This is a genomic window from Mesorhizobium sp. M8A.F.Ca.ET.021.01.1.1 (assembly GCF_003998025.1).
In the GTDB taxonomy this organism is placed as follows: Bacteria; Pseudomonadota; Alphaproteobacteria; order Rhizobiales; family Rhizobiaceae; genus Mesorhizobium.
Map to the genome: position 1 here is coordinate 1 of NZ_RZSJ01000049.1, position 18,036 is coordinate 18,036.

The following is an 18,036-nucleotide window of genomic DNA, read 5'->3' on the forward strand; positions in this document are numbered from 1 at the left end:
ACCGCCGTCAGGGCGGTGCTCAATCCGGTAAAGATTGGCCGAGGCATGCTTGTCTTCATCGAGGTGCGGCTCGATCACACGGCCCCGCATATTTTTGATCGTTTCGCCGAGGCGGTCGCAAAGGCGCCCGAGGTTCTGGAATGCCATATGGTCGTCGGTGGCTTCGACTATCTTGTGAAGGCGCGCATTGCCGAGATGGCCGACTATCAGGACTTTCTCAAACGCGTCATCCTGCCGCTGCCGGGCGTGAAGGAAACACATACCTATGCCTCGATCGGCGACGTGAAACCGGATGCCCTGTTGCCGGTGTAGGCAGGCACCGGAGACCGTACGACGTCCGATACTTCAGGTCTCCAGGAATGCCGCGATGTCGCCAAACACCCTGACGAACATGTCTTCAGTCAACACGCCGGTATTGGTGTTGTAGCGCGAGCAATGATAGCTCGAAAACAGCGTAATGCCGCCGGCGGGCAATTGCCCGCCATGTTTGAACGGATAGGCGGCGATGCGCCCGCCCAGTGCCCGCACGGTCGACTGGTGCGCGATCGATCCCAGCGCCAGCACGGCGCGCAAGTTTGGAAAGCGAGCGATCGTCGACACCAAAAATGTCCGACAGGTGGTGATCTCGGCGCCCACCGGCTTGTTCTCCGGCGGCACGCAGCGCACCGCGTTGGTGATGGCCGTGCCGACGAGTTCCAGCCCGTCATCGGGCCGCGCCTTGAACTCGCCGCGTGCAAAACCGTGGGCAATCAGTGTCGAATAGAGCAGGTCACCGGCATAGTCACCGGTGAACGGGCGCCCGGTGCGGTTGGCGCCGCGCAAACCAGGCGCCAGACCGACGATCAGAAGCCGGACGGTGTCTTCGCCGCGCGGTGGCAGGAAGGTCGGCACTGGCGCATTGAACCAGGACGGCTCGCGCTGCCGCCATTCGGCGATGAAGTCATGCAACCGCGGGCAAAGTGGGCAGTCGCGGCTGGGTTCGGAAGCGGAGAGGACGGTCAAGTCGACCGGCCTCAGTAGTCGTCCTCCTCGACTTCGGCCGGTTCGGGCCGCCTTACGGGCCGCTCGGAGGGATCGCGGCCGACTTCGTTCTTCAGCGTCGCCAGGTCGATGAAATGGTCGGCCTGGCGGCGCAGGTCATCCGAGATCATCGGCGGCTGCGAGGCCATGGTCGAGACGATCGACACCTTGCGGCCACGCCGTTGCAGCGCCTCGACCAGCGTGCGGAAATCGCCATCTCCGGAGAATATGACATAGTGGTCGACGACGTCGGCGAGTTCCAGCGCATCGACAGTGAGCTCGATGTCCATGTTGCCCTTGATCTTGCGGCGGCCGGTCGAGTCGGTGAATTCCTTGGCCGGCTTGGTCACCACCTTGAAGCCGTTATAGTCGAGCCAGTCGATCAGCGGCCGGATCGAGGAATACTCCTGGTCCTCCACCAGCGCGGTATAATAATAGGCGCGCAACAGGTAACCACGCTTGTGGAAGCTCGCCAAAAGCTTGCGATAGTCGATGTCGAACCCGAGTGCGCGCGAGGTGGCGTAGAGATTGGCGCCGTCGATGAACAGGGCGATTTTTTCACGAGGGTCGAACATCGAAATAATCCTTTTCGAAATAAGCGCCGTCTAAACGAAATGCGGTATCGACTATTGGTCAGGCTCATGAAAACCGGCGACCTTGGACCAACGGAGATAACGCCAGTTTGGTGGCAATCCAAGGGCGTCTGGCGCACTGCAAGCAATTGTGATCGTAGAGCCGAACCGTGGACGCGGCCGGTTTTGCCAAATCCGGAGTTTGATGGAGGGATTGAGTGCCCTGTGGGCCTGCATCGCCATGATGCTTGTATTTTGGCGCCGTTCGGGTTATGGACCGCGCCTGTTTTCCGTCACATCCAGGCATGAAAGGGGCAATCCATGGCCCGCGTAACCGTTGAAGATTGCATCGACAAGGTCGACAACCGCTTCGAGCTGGTGCTTCTGGCCGGCCACCGCGCCCGTCAGATCAGCCAGGGCGCGCAGATCACCGTCCCGCGCGACAACGACAAAAACCCGGTCATTGCGCTGCGCGAGATTGCCGACGAGACGCTGTCGCCCGACGATCTCAAGGAAGATCTGATCCATTCGCTGCAGAAGCATGTCGAGGTCGACGAGCCCGAAGCCGATGGCGAAGTGATCGCCGACCAGACTGGCGGTGCCGTCGCCGCCGCCGACACCGACGACGCCGAGGACAACGTCACCTTCGATCGCATGACCGAGGAAGACCTGCTGGCCGGCATCGAAGGTCTGGTCCCGCCGGAAAAGAGCGACGACTACTAAGACAGCTCTCCGGAAGCGCCTGGAACAATCTTCCGGCCCTTCCGTCACGGCAGTTTCGTGGCTATCGAGTACCAACTGTCGCAAATACCAGATGCAGTTTTGGCCGCACTTGGCATAATGTATGAATCTGGTATTTGCGACAGTTGGTACCGGACATGCGCCGTACGACAGTGCGGCGCATGATTCATTTCATCGCCGAGAGATTTAGCCCATGATGCGTCAGTATGAGCTTGTCGAGCGCGTGCAGCGCTACAAGCCTGACGTCAACGAGGCGTTGCTCAACAAAGCCTATGTCTACGCCATGCAGAAGCATGGCCACCAGAAGCGCGCTTCCGGCGATCCCTATTTCTCGCACCCGCTCGAGGTCGCGGCCATCCTCACCGAGATGCACATGGACGAGGCGACCATCGCCGTCGCCCTGCTGCACGACACCATCGAGGACACCACGGCGACGCGAGCCGAGATCGACGATCTGTTCGGCCCCGAAATGGGCAAGCTGGTCGAGGGCCTGACCAAGCTTAAGAAGCTCGATCTCGTCTCCAAGAAGGCCGAGCAGGCGGAGAACCTGCGCAAGCTTCTGCTGGCGATCTCGGAAGATGTGCGCGTGCTGCTGGTCAAGCTCGCCGACCGTTTGCACAACATGCGCACCCTTGATCACATGCCCGAGGCCAAGCGCCTGCGCATTGCCGAGGAGACGATGGACATCTACGCGCCGCTGGCCGGGCGCATGGGCATGCAAGGCATGCGCGAGGAGTTGGAAGAGATCGCCTTCCGCTTCATCAATCCGGAAGCCTACCGCGCCGTCACCGCCCGCCTCGCCGAGATCTTCGAGCGCAACAAGGGCGTACTGACCGACATTGAAAAGGCGCTGTCGGCACTGTTTGAGAAGCATGCCATCAACGCCGGCGTGAAGAGCCGGCAGAAGAAGCCATGGTCGGTGTTCCGCAAGATGGAGGCCAAGGCGCTGTCCTTCGAGCAACTGTCCGACATTTTCGGCTTCCGCGTCGTCGTCGACACCGTCGAGGATTGCTATCGCGCGCTGGGTGCCATCCACACCACCTGGTCGATGGTGCCCGGCCGTTTCAAGGACTACATCTCGACGCCGAAGCAGAACGACTACCGTTCGATCCACACCACCATCGTCGGCCCTTCGCGCCAGCGCGTCGAACTGCAAATCCGCACCCGCGAGATGAACAAGATCGCCGAATACGGCGTCGCCGCCCATTCCATCTACAAGGACACCGGTGGCAAGACGAACGGCGCCGGCCATGCGATCTCGAAGGAGACCAACGCCTATGCCTGGCTGCGGCGCACCATCGAGCAACTGGCCGAAGGCGACAATCCGGAAGATTTTCTCGAAAACACCAAGCTGGAGCTGTTCCAGGACCAGGTGTTCTGCTTCACGCCGAAGGGCATGCTGATTGCCTTGCCGCGCGGCGCCACGCCGATCGATTTCGCCTATGCCGTCCACACCGATGTCGGCGACACCTGCGTCGGCGCCAAGGTCAATGGCCGCATCATGCCGCTGATGACGGAATTGAAGAATGGCGACGAGGTCGAGATCATCCGCTCCAAGGCGCAGGTGCCGCCAGCCGCGTGGGAATCGGTCGTCGTCACCGGCAAGGCGCGCGCCGCCATCCGCCGCGCCACCAAGAATGCCATCCGCAAGCAGTATTCGGGTCTCGGCGCGCGTATCCTTGAGCGTGCCTTCGAACGAGCCGGCAAGACCTTCACCAAGGAAAGCCTGAAGCCCGTCCTGCACCGGTTGGCTCGCAAGGACATCGAGGATGTGCTGGCGTCCGTCGGTCGCGGAGAACTGGCTTCCACCGATGTCATGAAGGCGGTCTTCCCTGACTACAAGGACGAGCGCGTCACCCCTGCGGCTCCCAAGCAGCGCGAGGAGGGCTGGTCAAAGATCCGCAACGCCGCCGGCATGCTGTTCCAGATACCTGGCCGGGCCGCGCGCAAGGACAAGGACCAGCCAGGCGCCGGCGCCGTGCCGATCCGCGGCGTGCGCGGCGACCTGCCGGTGCGCTTCGCGCCGGAAGGCGCGGTCCCTGGCGACCGTATCGTCGGCATCGTCCAGCCGGGCACCGGCATCACCATCTACCCGATCCAGTCGCCGGCGCTGCAGGCTTTCGACGACCAGCCGGAGCGCTGGATCGACGTGCGTTGGGACATCGACGAACGCACCAAGGAACGGTTTCCCGCGCGCGTCTCGGTCACCGCCATCAACGCGCCGGGCTCGCTCGCCGACATCGCCCAGGTCGTTGCCTCAAACGACGCCAACATCCATACGCTGTCGATGGTGCGCACCGCGCCCGATTTCACCGAAATGCTGATCGATCTCGAAGTCTGGGACCTCAAGCATCTCAACCGGCTGCTCTCGCAGCTCAAGGACAATTCGAGCGTCAGCGATGCGCGGCGCGTCAATGGCTAGCGATAGCCGATCCATGGGGGACGAGATGAATACCGACGAAGTGCTGGGCATATTCCGCGAGGCTGGCGCTGTTCTGGAGGGTCATTTCATCCTGACGTCGGGTCTGCGCAGTCCGGTCTTCCTGCAGAAGGCACGGGTGTTCATGCATGCCGACAAGACCGAGCGGCTGTGCAAGGCGCTGGCCGAGAAGATCCGCGCCGCGGTGCCGGGCAAGATCGACTATGTCGTCGGGCCGGCGATCGGCGGGCTGATCCCGGCTTACGAAACCTCGCGCCACCTTGGCGTGCCGGCGATCTGGGTGGAGCGGGAAGGGGGCGAGTTTCGCCTGCGGCGCTTCGAGATTGACCAAGGCGCCCGCGTCGTCATCGTCGAGGACATCGTCACAACCGGATTGTCGATCCGCGAAACCATCGATTGCTTGCGCCAACTCGGCGCAGAGGTGGTCGCGGCTGCCTGCATCATCGATCGTTCGGCCGGCAAGACCCATGTCGGCGTGCCGCTGATTGCGCTTGCCGAATACGAGGTTCCAGCCTATCCGCCGGACAGGTTGCCGCCGGAGCTTGCCGCCATCCCGGCCATCAAGCCCGGCAGCCGCAACATCTGAGGAGGAGGTCGCATTGATCGTTGGCATCGATCATTTCGTGCTGACGGTGGCGTCGCTCGACGCAACCTGCGCCTTTTATCAACGCGTGCTGGGCTTCGAACGCGTCGATACGCCGGGCCGGCCGACAGCACTTGCCTTCGGCAGCCAGAAGATCAATGTCCACGAGGTCAGCCGCACCTTCGAGCCGAAAGCCCAGTCGCCGACGCCAGGATCCGGGGACTTCTGCCTGATCACCGAGCGGCCGCTCGATGAATTCCTTGCCGGTCTCGAAGCCAATCTCGTGACGGTGGATCTCGGGCCGGTGGAACGCCTCGGCGCGCGGGGCCCGATGATGTCGGTCTATTTCCGCGACCCGGATGGCAACCTGGTCGAAGTCAGCCAGTATCTGCGGTAGCGTATCGATCATTTGGCTGCGACAATTAGCCGAAAACCGCTTCTCAAATTCGCCGCGATTGTCCGATGTTGGAGGAGACGGACCTTACCAAAATCTGGCGGTGCGGCCACCGCGCGGACGGCCTCCGGTTGTTGTCGGGGTTGCGGATGGCTATATCAAAGTCGCGATTGCCTTCTGGCGACCGTAAAGCGCAAGATATGGTGGTCGAAGCCCGGCTGGAACAGCCGGCGTGTAGGCTGTGAATTGTCGGGAATAGGAAGACAGTGCTTTTTCGTCGCCGCAAGCCTGATGGCCTTTTCGAGCGGGTGCGCACCTATTTGTGGCCGCGCCGTTCGTTTTCGCGCTCGCTTCAATATTTCTCCAAGCGCATTCTGCGGCTGAAGGCCACCCCGCACGCGGTGGCGGCGGGCGTCGCCGCAGGTGTCTTTGCTTCGTTCTTCCCCGTCGGTTTCCACTTCATCATTGCCGCCGTTCTGTGTTGGGTGATCGCCGGCAATCTGGTGGCAGCTGCTCTCGGAGCTGTTTTCTTCGGCAATCCGCTGACCTTTCCGCTCTTGTGGGGCGCATCCTGGGAAACCGGCAAGCTCATCCTGCACGATCGCCTGCCGGCGCATGGCCCGCCGGCGCATCTGGGCGAGATGATGCACACGCTTTCGTTCGCCAAACTATGGCATCCCGTCCTGGAGCCGATGCTGATCGGGGCGGTGCCGCTCGGGCTGGTGTTCGGCCTGGTGTTCTACGGCATCACGCGCTGGGGCATGAATGTCTTCCGCGAACAGAGGCGCAAGCGGCTGGCCGAGCGCGCAAGACGCCGTGAGCATTCGCATCATCCCGGCGGAAGCGTCGGTTCCGCTGCCCAATGATCATCGGCATCGGCAGCGACCTGATCGACATCAGACGCATCGAGAAGTCGCTTGAGCGTCACGGCCAGCGCTTCATCCAGAGGATCTACACCGAGGTGGAGCAGGCGCGTTCGGAGAACCGGCGCGCCCGCGCGGCGTCCTACGCCAAGCGCTTTGCCGCCAAGGAGGCTTGCGCCAAGGCACTGGGCACCGGTCTGGCACAAGGGGTCTTCTGGCGTGACATGGGGGTCGTCAACCTGCCCAGCGGTGCGCCGACCATGGCGCTCACCGGCGGGGCGCTGGCGCGGCTGGAAAAGATCCTGCCCCAAGGCCATCAGGCTGCCATCCACCTCACCATCACGGATGATTTTCCGCTCGCTCAAGCCTTTGTGATCATCGAGGCGGTGCCCGTCGAAGAAGCGCCACATTGATTGCATCTGACGACCGGCATTGACGTTGCCCAGCGCGCGCCGAGACTCTATACCATCCAACGCACAATCGAGGACGACATGAGCGTGGCTGAAAAATCCCAGAAGAAATCCGGCGGGCTTGGCGAAACCGTCAGCGTCATCGTCCAGGCGCTTTTGCTCGCCCTGGTCATTCGCACGCTGCTGTTCCAGCCGTTCTCGATCCCGTCGGGCTCGATGCGGCCGACGCTTCTGGAAGGCGACTATCTGTTCGTCACCAAATGGTCCTATGGTTATTCACGCTATTCGCTGCCTTTTGGGCCGGACATTTTCTCGGGCCGCATCTGGGGCTCAGAGCCCAAGCGTGGCGACGTGGTGGTATTCAAGTTCCCGCCGGATCCGTCCGTCGACTACATCAAGCGCGTCATTGGCCTGCCCGGCGACAAGATCCAGATGAAGGATGGCCAAGTGTTCATCAACGGCGTCGGCGTGCCGCGCGTCAAGACCGGCCAGATCGACAATCCCGACATCACGGAAAAGGATTATCCCATCGACGTCTATCGCGAGACGCTACCCGATGGCGTCAGCTACGACACGCTGGACCTGTCGCCGAACTCGATCGGCGACAACACCCGCGAATTCGACGTGCCGCCGGGCCACTATTTCATGATGGGCGACAACAGGGACAATTCCGCCGACAGCCGCTTCACCGTCGGTTATGTTCCGGCCGAGAACCTGGTCGGCCGCGCCAACCTTGTCTTCTTCTCGATCGCCGGCAAGGCAAGCCCGCTCGAAATCTGGAAATGGCCGTCGCTGATGCGCGCTTCGCGCCTGTTCCATTTCGTCAACTAGGGCCATGGCGGCGCCAAAACGGTTGACCGCCGATGCGCTCGCCGAAGCGCTGGCGGAACGCACGGGCCATGCCTTCGCCGACCGCCAGCGCCTGCAGCGTGCGCTTACCCATGCCAGTGCGCGCGGTGCCAATGCGGGCGCCGATTATGAACGGTTCGAATTTCTCGGCGACCGGGTTCTTGGCCTTGTAGTCGCCGATATGCTGTTGGCTGCCTTTCCCGATGCCGCGGAAGGGGAATTGTCGCTGCGGCTCAATGCGTTGGTCAATGCCGAGGCGCTGTCTGATATCGCCGAGCATATCGGGTTGCCGGACCTGATCCATGCCGGATCGGACGTGCGCGGGCTCGAGGGACGCAAGCGCGTTAACCTGCGCGCCGATGCGTTGGAATCATTGATCGCCGTGCTCTATCTCGACGGTGGTCTGGAAGCGGCCCGCGTGTTCATTCACAAATACTGGCAGCCGCGTTCGCAGGCCTCGGGCGCGGCACGCCGCGACGCCAAGACCGAATTGCAGGAATGGGCGCATCAGGCGGCGGGTGCTGTTCCCGCCTATCAGGTCGACGGCCGGGAAGGCCCCGATCATGATCCGCTGTTTACCGTCAGCGTCAAGGTCGGCGCGTTTCAGCCGGCAACCGGCAGCGGCCGCTCCAAGCGCGAGGCCGAACAGGCCGCCGCCACCGCCCTTCTGGTTCGCGAAGGCGTCTGGGTTCATGAAGGGAGTGCGGCATGACCGCCGAAGACACTGCAGCCGCTCCTGTTACGCATTCCGGCTTCGTCGCGCTGATCGGCGCGCCCAATGCCGGCAAGTCGACGCTGGTCAACCAACTTGTCGGCGCCAAGGTCTCGATCGTCACCCATAAGGTGCAGACGACACGCGCCATCGTGCGCGGTATCGCCACGCACGACAACGCGCAGATCGTCTTTGTCGACACACCGGGCATCTTCAAGCCCAAGCGGCGGCTGGATACGGCAATGGTGACCACCGCCTGGGGCGGCGCCAAGGACGCCGATATCGTGTTGCTGCTGATCGATGCGGAACGCGGCATCAGGGGCGACGCCGATGCCATCCTCGAACGGCTGAAGGACGTGCGCCAGCCGATGGCGCTGATCCTCAACAAGGTCGACCGCGTCAAGCCGGAGGCGCTTCTGGCCCTCTCAGCGGCAGCGAACGAGAAAGTGCCGTTCCAGCGCACCTTCATGGTCTCGGCGTTGACCGGCTCCGGCTGCAAGGACCTGCTCGACTATCTGGCCCAGGCGCTGCCGGCCGGCCCGTGGTACTATCCGGAAGACCAGATTTCCGACCTGCCGATGCGCCAACTCGCGGCCGAGATCACCCGCGAAAAGCTCTATCTCAGGCTGCATCAGGAACTGCCCTATTCCTCGCACATCGAGACCGAGAAATGGGAAGAGAAGAAAGACGGCTCGGTGCGTATCGACCAGACCATCTTTGTCGAGCGCGACAGCCAGAAGAAGATCGTGCTCGGCCACAAGGGCGAGACCATCCGCGCCATCGGGCAGGCCGCGCGGATGGAAATATCAGGCATATTGGAGCAGAAGGTGCACCTGTTCCTGTTCGTAAAGGTGCGCGAGAACTGGGGCGATGATCCCGAGCGCTATCGCGAGATGGGGTTGGAGTTTCCTCATTAGGGCATGATCCCGAACAAAAGGGTCTGTTTTCGGGAAAGATCATGCTTGAGGTCACGATCGATGTCGCCTTGGTGCGCCGGCTGATTGCCGCGCAATTCCCGCATTGGAAGAATCTTGCGGTCAGGCCGGTTGATTTTGGCGGCTGGGACAACAGGACCTTTCATCTCGGCGACGAGATGACCGTGCGGTTGCCGAGCGCCGCCGCTTATTCCCTGCAAGTGGAAAAGGAACATCGCTGGCTGCCGAGGTTGGCGCCGCTGTTGCCACTGTCCATCCCCGTACCGCTGGCGATGGGCGTTCCGGCCGAGGGCTATCGCTGGCACTGGTCCGTCTATGGCTGGATCGAGGGCGAGACCGCGAAACGGGAACGTATCGCGGATCTGTCGGAATTCGCGGCGGACCTGGCTCGGTTCCTGGTTGCGTTGAGATACGTGGACGCGACCGATGGGCCAGCGCCTGGGCAGCACAATTTCTTTCGCGGCGGACCGCTGACTGTCTATGACGGCGAGACAAGGCAAGCGATCTCGGCGCTCGGCAACCGCATCGATACCGGCGCCGCCACCGCTGTCTGGGAGATAGCCCTTGCCGCGGCCTGGGAAGGTCCTTCCGTGTGGTTCCATGGCGACGTCAGCCGGGGCAACCTCCTGGTCGAAAAGGGCAGGCTAGGCGCGGTGATCGATTTTGGCACCTGCGGTGTCGGTGATCCCTCCTGCGATCTGGCAATTGCCTGGACGCTTTTCGAAGGCGAGAGCCGGGACACTTTTCGCGCCTGCCTCGCGGCAGATGAGGCGACCTGGGCGCGCGGGCGTGGCTGGGCGCTGTGGAAGGCGCTGATCATCGCCGCCGGCCACATAGACGTCGCCCGGGCCGAGATCGAAGAATCTTGGCGGGTGATCGATGCGGTGCTGATCAATCGCGAGTGTCAGGCGTGAGGGGAAGCGCGTGACGCGCCGACATCGGACGGCGTTGAGTTTCCGATGGATAAAAAAAGTCACTGCGGCGGGCAACTTCACACGGCCCTTCTGGCGTCGGCGGAGTCCGAGGGATTGGTCAGATTTGATTCAGGGATCTGACGTCGAAAAATAAGTTATCCAATTTTTTTGTTAGAAATCGTATTTAATTACATGAAAATAGTAGAATAAATTACAGCATCAGATGAATAAATCAAAAAAATACCCAATTATTACATAAAAATGACAATGTACCATTTGTGCCGATTTGAAAATTGGTCATGGTGGGTTAGTGTTATTTGTGCAACACAGATTTAATCTGTGGTCTGAATCCGGCATATTTGTGGAATTGTCATTGAAGGCGGAAGATTGGTGGGTATGTTCGCCGCGAAAAGGGGACGCGGTGCGAGCCCTTTTTCATTGTCGGGTGAAGCGGGACAACATATCCGCCAGCCACAATTCAGAAGCCATCTTATTAACTTGACTGGAGAGGTCAGAAATGAACATCAAGAGCCTCCTTCTCGGCTCAGCCGCGGCACTGATCGCGGTGTCCGGCGCGCGCGCCGCGGACGCGGTCGTCGTCGCCGAACCGGAACCGGCCGAATACGTCAAGATCTGTGACGTCTACGGCGCCGGTTACTTCTATATCCCGGGCACCGAGACCTGCCTGCGCATCGGCGGCTATGTCCGCTATGATATCGGCGTCGGCGATTCCGGCTCGTTCGATGGCGTCAACCATGTCCAGGACCATCAGAACGCCAACGACGATCACTCGACCTACTACAAGAACACCCGCTTCACGCTGAAGACCTGGACCGGTCAGGAAACCGAGCTCGGTACCCTGAAGACCTACACCGAGACCCGCTTCAACTACGGCAACTCCTCGGGCGACTATGAAGATTCGGCCAGCACCGATTGGACGGGCCGTAACAAGTCGCTCTCGCTGCGTTTCGCCTGGATCCAACTCGGTGGTCTGCGCGTCGGTAAGGACGATACGGCTTTCGACACGTTCATCGGCTATGCCGGCAACGTCATCCAGGATACGCTGGTGCCCTACGGCGGGCAGGAGAGCAACGTCGTCCAATACTACTTCGACGCAGGCAACGGTTTCTCGGGCATGGTCTCCCTCGAAGAAGGCGCCGGCGTCGTGGGCACCATCGACAGCTATGTTCCGCATGTCGTCGGCGGCTTGAAGTACAAGGGCGACTGGGGTGCGATCACCGGCGTCGTGGCCTATGACAGCAACTACGAAGAAGTCGCTGGCAAGGTTCGCCTCGACGTCAAGGCAACCAACGAATTGTCGCTGTTCATCATGGCTGGCTACGGCACCGACGACAATCTCACCGACGATGCGAACAACGCCATCGATGCACACGGTCGCGGCTTCTACAAACAGTGGGGCGGCAACTGGGCAATCTGGGGTGGCGGCACCTACAAGTTCAACGACAAGACATCGTTCAACGCCCAGATCTCCTATGACGACTGGAAGAATCTCGGCATCGCCGCGAACGTTGCCTATACCGTTGTGCCCGGCTTTACGGTCACGGCTGAAGTCGATTACCTCAATGCAGGAAAATTCGACGACGTCGACTTCAACAACTGGACCAAGGCCAACAAGAAGAGCAGCGTCGGCGGCATTCTCCGCTTCCAGCGCTCGTTCTAACGGATCGACTGACCTTACCAGACCGCCCGCAGCGTATCGCTGTGGGCGGTTTTTTGCGCGCTGTCCCGGAGCCAGCCCGTCTGAGCACCGGCGCCTCATCTTGATTTCGCCATCCAACGGGTGAAAAGCTCGGGCATGGAATGGCGCGACGAGGGAATCATTCTCGGCACCCGCAAGCATGGCGAAACCAGCGCCATTCTCGAGGTGATGACGCGTGCGCATGGCCGCCATCTCGGCCTCGTGCGCGGCGGCCGCTCGCGCAAGCAGCAGCCCGTTCTCCAGCCCGGCAATCGCGTCGATCTCTTGTGGCGCGCGCGCCTCGACGAGCATCTGGGCACCTTCCAGGCCGAAGCGATCGAAATGAATGCCGCCCGGCTGATGGACAGTGCCATCGCCGTCTACGGCCTTCAGACCATGGCGGCGCATCTGCGCCTGCTGCCCGAGCGTGACGCCCATGGCGGCCTCTACGAGGCGCTTTCGGTGATGATCGTCCACCTGGACGATGCCGATGCCGCCGGCGAGCTGGTGGCGCGTTTCGAACTTCTGATCCTTGATGAACTCGGCTTCGGCCTCGATCTCAGCCAATGCGCCGCCACCGGTACAAGGCAGGATCTTGCCTATGTCTCGCCGAAGTCGGGACGCGCGGTGTCGCGTGAAGCCGGCGCGCCGTGGCACGACAAGATGCTGGTGCTGCCTGCATTTCTGCAGCGCGGCTCCGGCATGCGCGCGAACCATGCGGCGATCGCGGACGCCTTCCGCTTGACCGGTTTCTTCTTCACCCGCCATGTTTACGAGCCGCGCGGCATCGATCAGCCTGACGCGCGCGCCGGCTTTCTTGCAGCGCTGCGCAGGCACCACGCGACGCACAAGCCCATCGCCGGAGAGAACGCGGCCGGGGAAATCATCAGATGAGCGAAGTCGAACTCTATCCGGGCCGGGTCTCGCCACTCGGCCTCGGCACCATTCCTCATGCCGACATCCTGAAATACACCGGCCTGGAATTGCTTCAGCGAATCATCGACGGCAAATATCCGGCACCGCCGATCTCCTTCCAGCTCAGCTTCGCCTTGACCGAAGTGTCGGAAGGCCGCGCCGTATTTCGCGGCGTGCCGAACGAACGCCATCTCAACCCGCTGGGCAGCGTGCATGGCGGTTGGGCGGCGACGCTGCTCGATTCGGCGTTGGGCTGCGCCGTTCAGACGCTGCTCGAAAAGGGTGAGGCCTACACGACGGCCGAGTTCAAGGTGAACCTGACGCGGCCGATCACGCCCAGGACCGGCGAGGTGGTTTGTGAAGGCAAGGTGGTTCACAAGGGCCGCACGCTTGCCGTTTCCGAGGCGACGCTGAAGGACGCCAGCGGCAAGCTGCTGGCTTTCGGTACCGAGACATGTTCGATATTTCCGGCCGCCAATCTGGCGGCACGTTGAGTTTTCAGCCGTTTGGCCGCCGCATTTGAATGTCAGTGAGACGAAATGTCAGTGAAAACTGGCCTGGTTTGGGGGAACCGCCATGTTTGAAAGCCTGATCGGCCTTGTCGCCATCATCGCCTTGTTCGTCATCATTTCGCGCCAGCAGAGCCGGATCGGTCTGATCGAGCGCGAGCTTGGCGCGCTGCGCAGTCTCGTGCTTTCGGGCGTCGTGCCGCCCGTGGTGAGGCTGTCGGACCAGGAGGCGGCCGAGGGCAAGGCGCACACGTCATCGGTGTCCGCGCCCGCGGCCGACATCGCCCCGGCAATCAGCGATCCGGCACCCGCGATGGTACAGGCCATGGAGGTGGAAATCCCGGCCGGCGAGAGTGTGCCCGGTCCCTGGAGCGCGCCCGAGGCAGCACCGGAAACGCCGGAGGTCGTGCCGGCCGCGGCCGCCCAGGCCGCCCGGCAGTCCGATGTCGAAACCGCGCTCGGCACGCGTTGGGCGGTCTGGGTCGGCGGCATCGCGCTTGCTCTCGGCGGCTTGTTCCTGATCCGCTACACCATCGAGGCCGGCATTTTCGGACCCGGCGTGCGGCTCACCATGGCGGCCGTGCTCGGGTTGGTGCTGGTCGCCGGCGGCGAGTTCATTCGCCGCACCGGCTTCAAGGTGCCGGTGCAAGGTGTTGCCGGCGCCTATATTCCGGCGATTCTGACGGCGGCCGGTGCCTTCATCCTGTTCGGCACCGTCTATGCCGCCCATGGCGTTTACGGCTTCATCGGCCCGGCTCTTGCCTTCACGCTGCTCGGTGCGATCGGTATTGCGACCATCGCCGCCGCGCTCGTCCATGGCCAGGCGCTGGCTGGCATCGGTCTTGTCGGCGCTATGGTGACCCCGGTGCTGATCGCTTCGCAGGCGCCCAATCCCTGGGCATTGTTCGGCTATCTCGCCATCGTGCTCGCGGCCACCGGCGTCATCGCCCGCATGCGCGACTGGCAAGCGCTGATGGCGGCCGCCTTTTTCGGCACCGGCATCTGGACCATCCTCTACATGACCGACGCGCCGGGCGCGGACCTCTCCGCCATCCTGTTCATCGACGCCGTCACGCTGGCCGTGCTGGCTCTTGTCTGGCTGAGCGGTCGGGGCAGCGAAGCGGAAAGCGGCTTCGACTGGCCATCGATCGTGCCGGGGGCTTTCATCGCGTTTTCGGCGCTCGGCCTGTCGGTCGACGCGACATTTGTCGCGGCAGGCTATGCCTTGCCAGGCGCCTTGGTTCTCGTCGCCCTTGTCGCCACCGCATTTTTCCGGCCGCGCGCGGCGCCGCTGCTGCACGCCGCTGGGCTGGTGACGGTGATGATCCATCTCGGCATCATTCCGCCCACCACCATTGGCTCCAATTTCTCCCAGGGCAATCTGGGCTTTGACGGCTTGCCGGTGGCGGCCGGAAATGCCTTGACGCTGCCTATCGGTATTGGCCTCGGCCTTGTCTTCCTTGCCGCCGGCTTGTGGGCCGCGCGCCGCTTTGCCGCCTCGGTGTGGATCCGGGCAGCCTCGTGGGCAGCATGGGGCGTCATCGCGCCTCTGGTCATCCTGCTGGCGCTCTGGCTCACCTTCGGCAATCTCGACCGTGATTTTGCATACGCTGCGGTCGCGGCCCTGCTGGTCGTGATCCTCGCCGCCGGCGGCGAGTGGATCGCGCGGGCCGAGGAACCACCGCTCGAGGGCGGTGCCGCAGTGTCCTTTGCCCTGGGCGGCGCAGCAGTCGCCGGCCTCCTGATGCTGCATATGGCTTTTGGTTCCGGCTGGACCACCATCCTGCTCGGCGCCGCGGCGATCATGCCGGCGCTCGCCACGCGCCGGCGCTCTTATCCTGTGCTCGGCTGGATTTCAATCGCCGCCGTCATCGCGGTGCTTGGCCGCGTCGCCTTCGACCCGACGATTGTCGGCGCCGGGTTCTTGTCAACGACACCGGTCTTCAACTGGTTGCTTCCGGGCTATGGCGTGCCGGCGCTCGCCTTCGGCTTCGCGGCCTGGCAACTCGCCCACACCACCAATGGCCGACCGCGCCTCGCCATGGAGGCCGCGGCGGCGCTGTTTACGCTGCTCACGCTCGCCATGCTGGTGCGCCACGCCATGCATGGCGGCGTCATCAACAGCGATGCGCCGACGCTTGCCGAACAGGCGATCTACACGCTGATCGCCATCGGCGCTGGTGCCATCCTGATCGCCATCGACCGGCGCTCGCCAAGCTCGGTGCTGCGCTATGGTTCGATGGCGGTGGGCGTGGTCTCAGTCGCCTTCGTCGTCATCCAGCATTTCCTGGTGCTCAATCCGTTGTTCACCGACGAATCGACCGGTCGGATCCCGGTTTTCAATCTTTTGTTCCTGGCCTATCTCCTGCCGGCCGTCGCCGCTGGCGGCCTGGCGCTCTATAGCAGGGGCAAGCGGCCGAAATGGTATTCGGCCATGCTGGCGCTGGTGGCGGCGCTGCTTGCCTTCGCCTATGCCACGCTCTCGGTGAGGCGCCTGTTCAAGGGCGAGTTCATTGGCTTGTGGAGCGGCCTTGGCCAGTTGGAGACCTACACCTATTCGGCACTCTGGCTGGTGATCGGCGTGGCGCTGCTGACGGCTGGCGTCTGGCTGAAATCGCAGGTGCTGCGTATTGCTTCGGCCGGGCTGATCGCGGTCGCCGTGCTCAAGGTCTTTCTGTTCGACATGTCCGAACTGGAAGGTGTGCTCAGGGCGCTATCCTTCATCGGCCTTGGCGCGGTGCTGATCGGCATCGGCCTGTTCTATCAGCGGCTTTTGACGCGGGCGGCGAAGGAAAAAGGCTAATCGCCCGCGAATCATTGGGTTTTCTTGCCGGTCGGGAATAAACCGGCAGCAGCCAGCGTTATCTCGTTGCTTGGGTGACCGGAGCGGCGGACCGCTTCGCGCTGGCCGCTTGCGCCGTGCCGGGAAGGCGCGTTCAATCGGAATCAACAAGGGCGACCTCAGAACCAGCGGTCATGGACGAAAAGAAGGCAGCAATCCTTGGCGAAATACCGCGCCTGCGCCGCTACGCACGCTCGCTTCTGCGCGACCGTGATTCTGCCGACGACCTCGTTCAGGACTGCCTCGAGCGCGCACTGTTGCGGCTCGACAACTGGCAGACAGGAGAAAGCCCCAGGAGGTGGCTGTTTACGATCATGCATCATTTGTTCATCGACCAGATGCGCAAGGTGAACCGCCGCGGCGAAGCGGCGATGCTGCCGCTGGAGGCGGGCGAGGCGGTTGCCCAGCCGCCCGAACAGTTGGAGGGCATTGCTTCGCGCGAGATCATCAACGCATTGCAGGCGATCAGCCCCGATCGCCGCGCGGCCCTGGTCATGGTCGCCATCGAGGGATTTTCCTATGCCGAAGCCGCCAACATTCTGGGTGTGCCCGCGGGCACGCTGATGTCGCGCATCGCGCGTGGGCGTGAGGAACTGCGGGGGTTGCTGGACGACACAGCGCGCCGCCGCGCCATAAGGATCGTCGAGAAATGATCCGCCGCGATTTTTCCGAACGGGACATCCACATGGCGCTCGACGGCGAACTGCCGGCCGATGAGCGTGCCGCCTATGATGCCTGGCTCGATGCCAATCCGGAGATGAGGGCGAGGAGCGTCCGCTTCACCGCCGACCGCGAGGCATTGCGTGCCGCCTTTGCCGGCGTGCTGGATGAGCCTGTTCCCGCGCGCTTGCGCAAGGTGGTGCTCGGCGAAGCGCCTGTTAAGGCAGCGGTGCCACGCTCGCGCTGGTGGCTTGCCGCCGCCGCGGCGGTGCTTCTGACCACGGGCGGATTTGGCGGCTACTTTGCAGGCATCGGTGGCCTCGGGCAGGAGGATCCGGCGGAGGATCGGCTCGCCGAACAGGCGATCGCCGCCCATGTCATCTATGCCGCCGAGAAGCTGCATGCGGTGGAAGTGCCGGCCAGCGACAAGGATCATTTGCAGACCTGGCTGTCCAACCGGGTCGGCCTGAAGCTGGTGGCGCCGGATCTGAGCGCGAACGGGTTCCAACTGGTTGGTGGCCGGTTGCTGCCGGCCGGTGAAGGCAAGGCGGCAATGCTGCTCTACGAAGACGACAAGGGCGAGCGCATATCCCTCTTCGTGACGGCGGAATCGACGGAGAATGCCAAGGGTACCTACGCTTCGGCTCAGGACGGTCCGCAGGCCGTCTATTGGCTGGACAAGGGCTATGGCTGTGCCGTCGTCGGTTCGCTGCCGCGCGAGCAATTGGCGGCCGTGGCCAAGAGTGCGTATGGGCAGCTTCTGGCCGGTCTCGCCAGTTGAGCCGGCGGCGATCTCGGCTTGAAACAGCGATTCCGTTCAAAGCTTGTCAGCTTCCCTGCCGCCGCGGAAACTGTCACAATTCGGCCCTAATCAAGGAGCGATAGCGCTTGATGAATACCGGCGCTTCGGCCGGTGTTTGCGACGCTTTGACTGGGGCCGTTTCCGCAACGCAATCGAGGTTTTCTCAAGCCGCATGC

Annotated in this window: 19 protein-coding genes; 17 read left to right on the forward strand and 2 right to left on the reverse strand. The window is 62.7% G+C overall.

Annotation, left to right across the window (positions count from 1 at the left end):
- On the forward strand, positions 1 to 312 hold a 312-nt coding region (locus EOA36_RS06720), incomplete at its 5' end, for an Lrp/AsnC ligand binding domain-containing protein (RefSeq protein ID WP_127276196.1).
- Positions 313 to 345: 33 nt separating this feature from the next.
- Here the strand turns inward: EOA36_RS06720 and EOA36_RS06725 are convergent.
- A complete protein-coding gene (locus tag EOA36_RS06725) occupies positions 346 to 1,002 on the reverse strand; it encodes a uracil-DNA glycosylase (protein WP_127276198.1) in 657 nt (218 codons plus the stop codon).
- Between the two features lie 11 nt (positions 1,003 to 1,013).
- Complete coding sequence (locus EOA36_RS06730) at positions 1,014 to 1,595, reverse strand: NYN domain-containing protein (RefSeq protein WP_127276201.1); 582 nt, start codon at positions 1,593 to 1,595, stop codon at positions 1,014 to 1,016.
- 318 nt (positions 1,596 to 1,913) lie between these two features.
- Between EOA36_RS06730 and rpoZ the strand changes: the two genes are divergently transcribed.
- The 16 genes from rpoZ (at position 1,914) to EOA36_RS06810 (ending at position 17,839) form a co-directional block, all read left to right on the forward strand.
- On the forward strand, positions 1,914 to 2,315 hold the full coding sequence (gene rpoZ, locus EOA36_RS06735; RefSeq protein ID WP_127276203.1) for a DNA-directed RNA polymerase subunit omega: 402 nt from the start codon (positions 1,914 to 1,916) through the stop codon (positions 2,313 to 2,315).
- A 211-nt stretch (positions 2,316 to 2,526) separates the two neighbouring features.
- Entirely contained in the window at positions 2,527 to 4,755 is a 2,229-nt protein-coding gene (locus EOA36_RS06740; protein WP_127276205.1) for a bifunctional (p)ppGpp synthetase/guanosine-3',5'-bis(diphosphate) 3'-pyrophosphohydrolase, read from the forward strand.
- Positions 4,756 to 4,780: 25 nt separating this feature from the next.
- Positions 4,781 to 5,359, forward strand: a complete 579-nt coding sequence (pyrE, locus tag EOA36_RS06745) for an orotate phosphoribosyltransferase (protein WP_127276208.1) — start codon at positions 4,781 to 4,783, stop codon at positions 5,357 to 5,359.
- A gap of 13 nt (positions 5,360 to 5,372) precedes the next feature.
- Entirely contained in the window at positions 5,373 to 5,753 is a 381-nt protein-coding gene (locus EOA36_RS06750; protein ID WP_189553136.1) for a VOC family protein, read from the forward strand.
- Positions 5,754 to 6,016: 263 nt separating this feature from the next.
- Positions 6,017 to 6,616, forward strand: a complete 600-nt coding sequence (locus tag EOA36_RS06755; RefSeq protein WP_127276212.1) for a DUF2062 domain-containing protein — start codon at positions 6,017 to 6,019, stop codon at positions 6,614 to 6,616.
- Positions 6,613 to 7,026, forward strand: coding sequence for a holo-ACP synthase (gene acpS / locus EOA36_RS06760; protein ID WP_127276214.1), 414 nt, complete (start codon positions 6,613 to 6,615; stop codon positions 7,024 to 7,026). The genes EOA36_RS06755 and acpS overlap by 4 nt, the downstream gene beginning before the upstream one ends.
- A gap of 78 nt (positions 7,027 to 7,104) precedes the next feature.
- On the forward strand, positions 7,105 to 7,854 hold the full coding sequence (gene lepB / locus EOA36_RS06765; protein WP_027144187.1) for a signal peptidase I: 750 nt from the start codon (positions 7,105 to 7,107) through the stop codon (positions 7,852 to 7,854).
- A gap of 4 nt (positions 7,855 to 7,858) precedes the next feature.
- Positions 7,859 to 8,584, forward strand: a complete 726-nt coding sequence (rnc, locus tag EOA36_RS06770; RefSeq protein WP_127276216.1) for a ribonuclease III — start codon at positions 7,859 to 7,861, stop codon at positions 8,582 to 8,584.
- On the forward strand, positions 8,581 to 9,501 hold the full coding sequence (gene era / locus EOA36_RS06775) for a GTPase Era (protein ID WP_127276219.1): 921 nt from the start codon (positions 8,581 to 8,583) through the stop codon (positions 9,499 to 9,501). The genes rnc and era overlap by 4 nt, the downstream gene beginning before the upstream one ends.
- 41 nt (positions 9,502 to 9,542) lie before the next feature.
- On the forward strand, positions 9,543 to 10,433 hold the full coding sequence (locus EOA36_RS06780) for an aminoglycoside phosphotransferase family protein (protein WP_189553138.1): 891 nt from the start codon (positions 9,543 to 9,545) through the stop codon (positions 10,431 to 10,433).
- Between the two features lie 517 nt (positions 10,434 to 10,950).
- Complete coding sequence (locus tag EOA36_RS06785; RefSeq protein ID WP_127276222.1) at positions 10,951 to 12,114, forward strand: porin; 1,164 nt, start codon at positions 10,951 to 10,953, stop codon at positions 12,112 to 12,114.
- 135 nt (positions 12,115 to 12,249) lie between these two features.
- A complete protein-coding gene (recO, locus tag EOA36_RS06790; protein ID WP_127276223.1) occupies positions 12,250 to 13,026 on the forward strand; it encodes a DNA repair protein RecO in 777 nt (258 codons plus the stop codon).
- Positions 13,023 to 13,541, forward strand: a complete 519-nt coding sequence (locus EOA36_RS06795) for a PaaI family thioesterase (RefSeq protein ID WP_127276224.1) — start codon at positions 13,023 to 13,025, stop codon at positions 13,539 to 13,541. Before recO ends, EOA36_RS06795 begins: the two co-directional genes overlap by 4 nt.
- 82 nt (positions 13,542 to 13,623) lie before the next feature.
- The gene (locus tag EOA36_RS06800; protein WP_127276225.1) at positions 13,624 to 16,359 is read left to right on the forward strand and encodes a DUF2339 domain-containing protein; all 2,736 of its coding nucleotides are present in this window, start codon (positions 13,624 to 13,626) and stop codon (positions 16,357 to 16,359) included.
- A gap of 173 nt (positions 16,360 to 16,532) precedes the next feature.
- Entirely contained in the window at positions 16,533 to 17,051 is a 519-nt protein-coding gene (locus tag EOA36_RS06805) for an RNA polymerase sigma factor (protein WP_127276227.1), read from the forward strand.
- On the forward strand, positions 17,048 to 17,839 hold the full coding sequence (locus EOA36_RS06810) for an anti-sigma factor (protein WP_127276229.1): 792 nt from the start codon (positions 17,048 to 17,050) through the stop codon (positions 17,837 to 17,839). The genes EOA36_RS06805 and EOA36_RS06810 overlap by 4 nt, the downstream gene beginning before the upstream one ends.
- Positions 17,840 to 18,036: the final 197 nt, after the last annotated feature.

Coding starts and splice junctions, on each gene's coding strand:
- acpS (WP_127276214.1), top strand. CDS start 6,613: ATGATCATCGGCATCGGCAGCGACCTGATCGACATCAGACGCATCGAG.
- pyrE (WP_127276208.1), top strand. CDS start 4,781: ATGAATACCGACGAAGTGCTGGGCATATTCCGCGAGGCTGGCGCTGTT.
- EOA36_RS06800 (WP_127276225.1), top strand. CDS start 13,624: ATGTTTGAAAGCCTGATCGGCCTTGTCGCCATCATCGCCTTGTTCGTC.
- EOA36_RS06795 (WP_127276224.1), top strand. CDS start 13,023: ATGAGCGAAGTCGAACTCTATCCGGGCCGGGTCTCGCCACTCGGCCTC.
- era (WP_127276219.1), top strand. CDS start 8,581: ATGACCGCCGAAGACACTGCAGCCGCTCCTGTTACGCATTCCGGCTTC.
- EOA36_RS06780 (WP_189553138.1), top strand. CDS start 9,543: ATGCTTGAGGTCACGATCGATGTCGCCTTGGTGCGCCGGCTGATTGCC.
- rnc (WP_127276216.1), top strand. CDS start 7,859: ATGGCGGCGCCAAAACGGTTGACCGCCGATGCGCTCGCCGAAGCGCTG.
- recO (WP_127276223.1), top strand. CDS start 12,250: ATGGAATGGCGCGACGAGGGAATCATTCTCGGCACCCGCAAGCATGGC.
- EOA36_RS06740 (WP_127276205.1), top strand. CDS start 2,527: ATGATGCGTCAGTATGAGCTTGTCGAGCGCGTGCAGCGCTACAAGCCT.
- rpoZ (WP_127276203.1), top strand. CDS start 1,914: ATGGCCCGCGTAACCGTTGAAGATTGCATCGACAAGGTCGACAACCGC.
- EOA36_RS06785 (WP_127276222.1), top strand. CDS start 10,951: ATGAACATCAAGAGCCTCCTTCTCGGCTCAGCCGCGGCACTGATCGCG.
- EOA36_RS06730 (WP_127276201.1), bottom strand. CDS start 1,595: ATGTTCGACCCTCGTGAAAAAATCGCCCTGTTCATCGACGGCGCCAAT.
- lepB (WP_027144187.1), top strand. CDS start 7,105: ATGAGCGTGGCTGAAAAATCCCAGAAGAAATCCGGCGGGCTTGGCGAA.
- EOA36_RS06810 (WP_127276229.1), top strand. CDS start 17,048: ATGATCCGCCGCGATTTTTCCGAACGGGACATCCACATGGCGCTCGAC.
- EOA36_RS06805 (WP_127276227.1), top strand. CDS start 16,533: ATGGACGAAAAGAAGGCAGCAATCCTTGGCGAAATACCGCGCCTGCGC.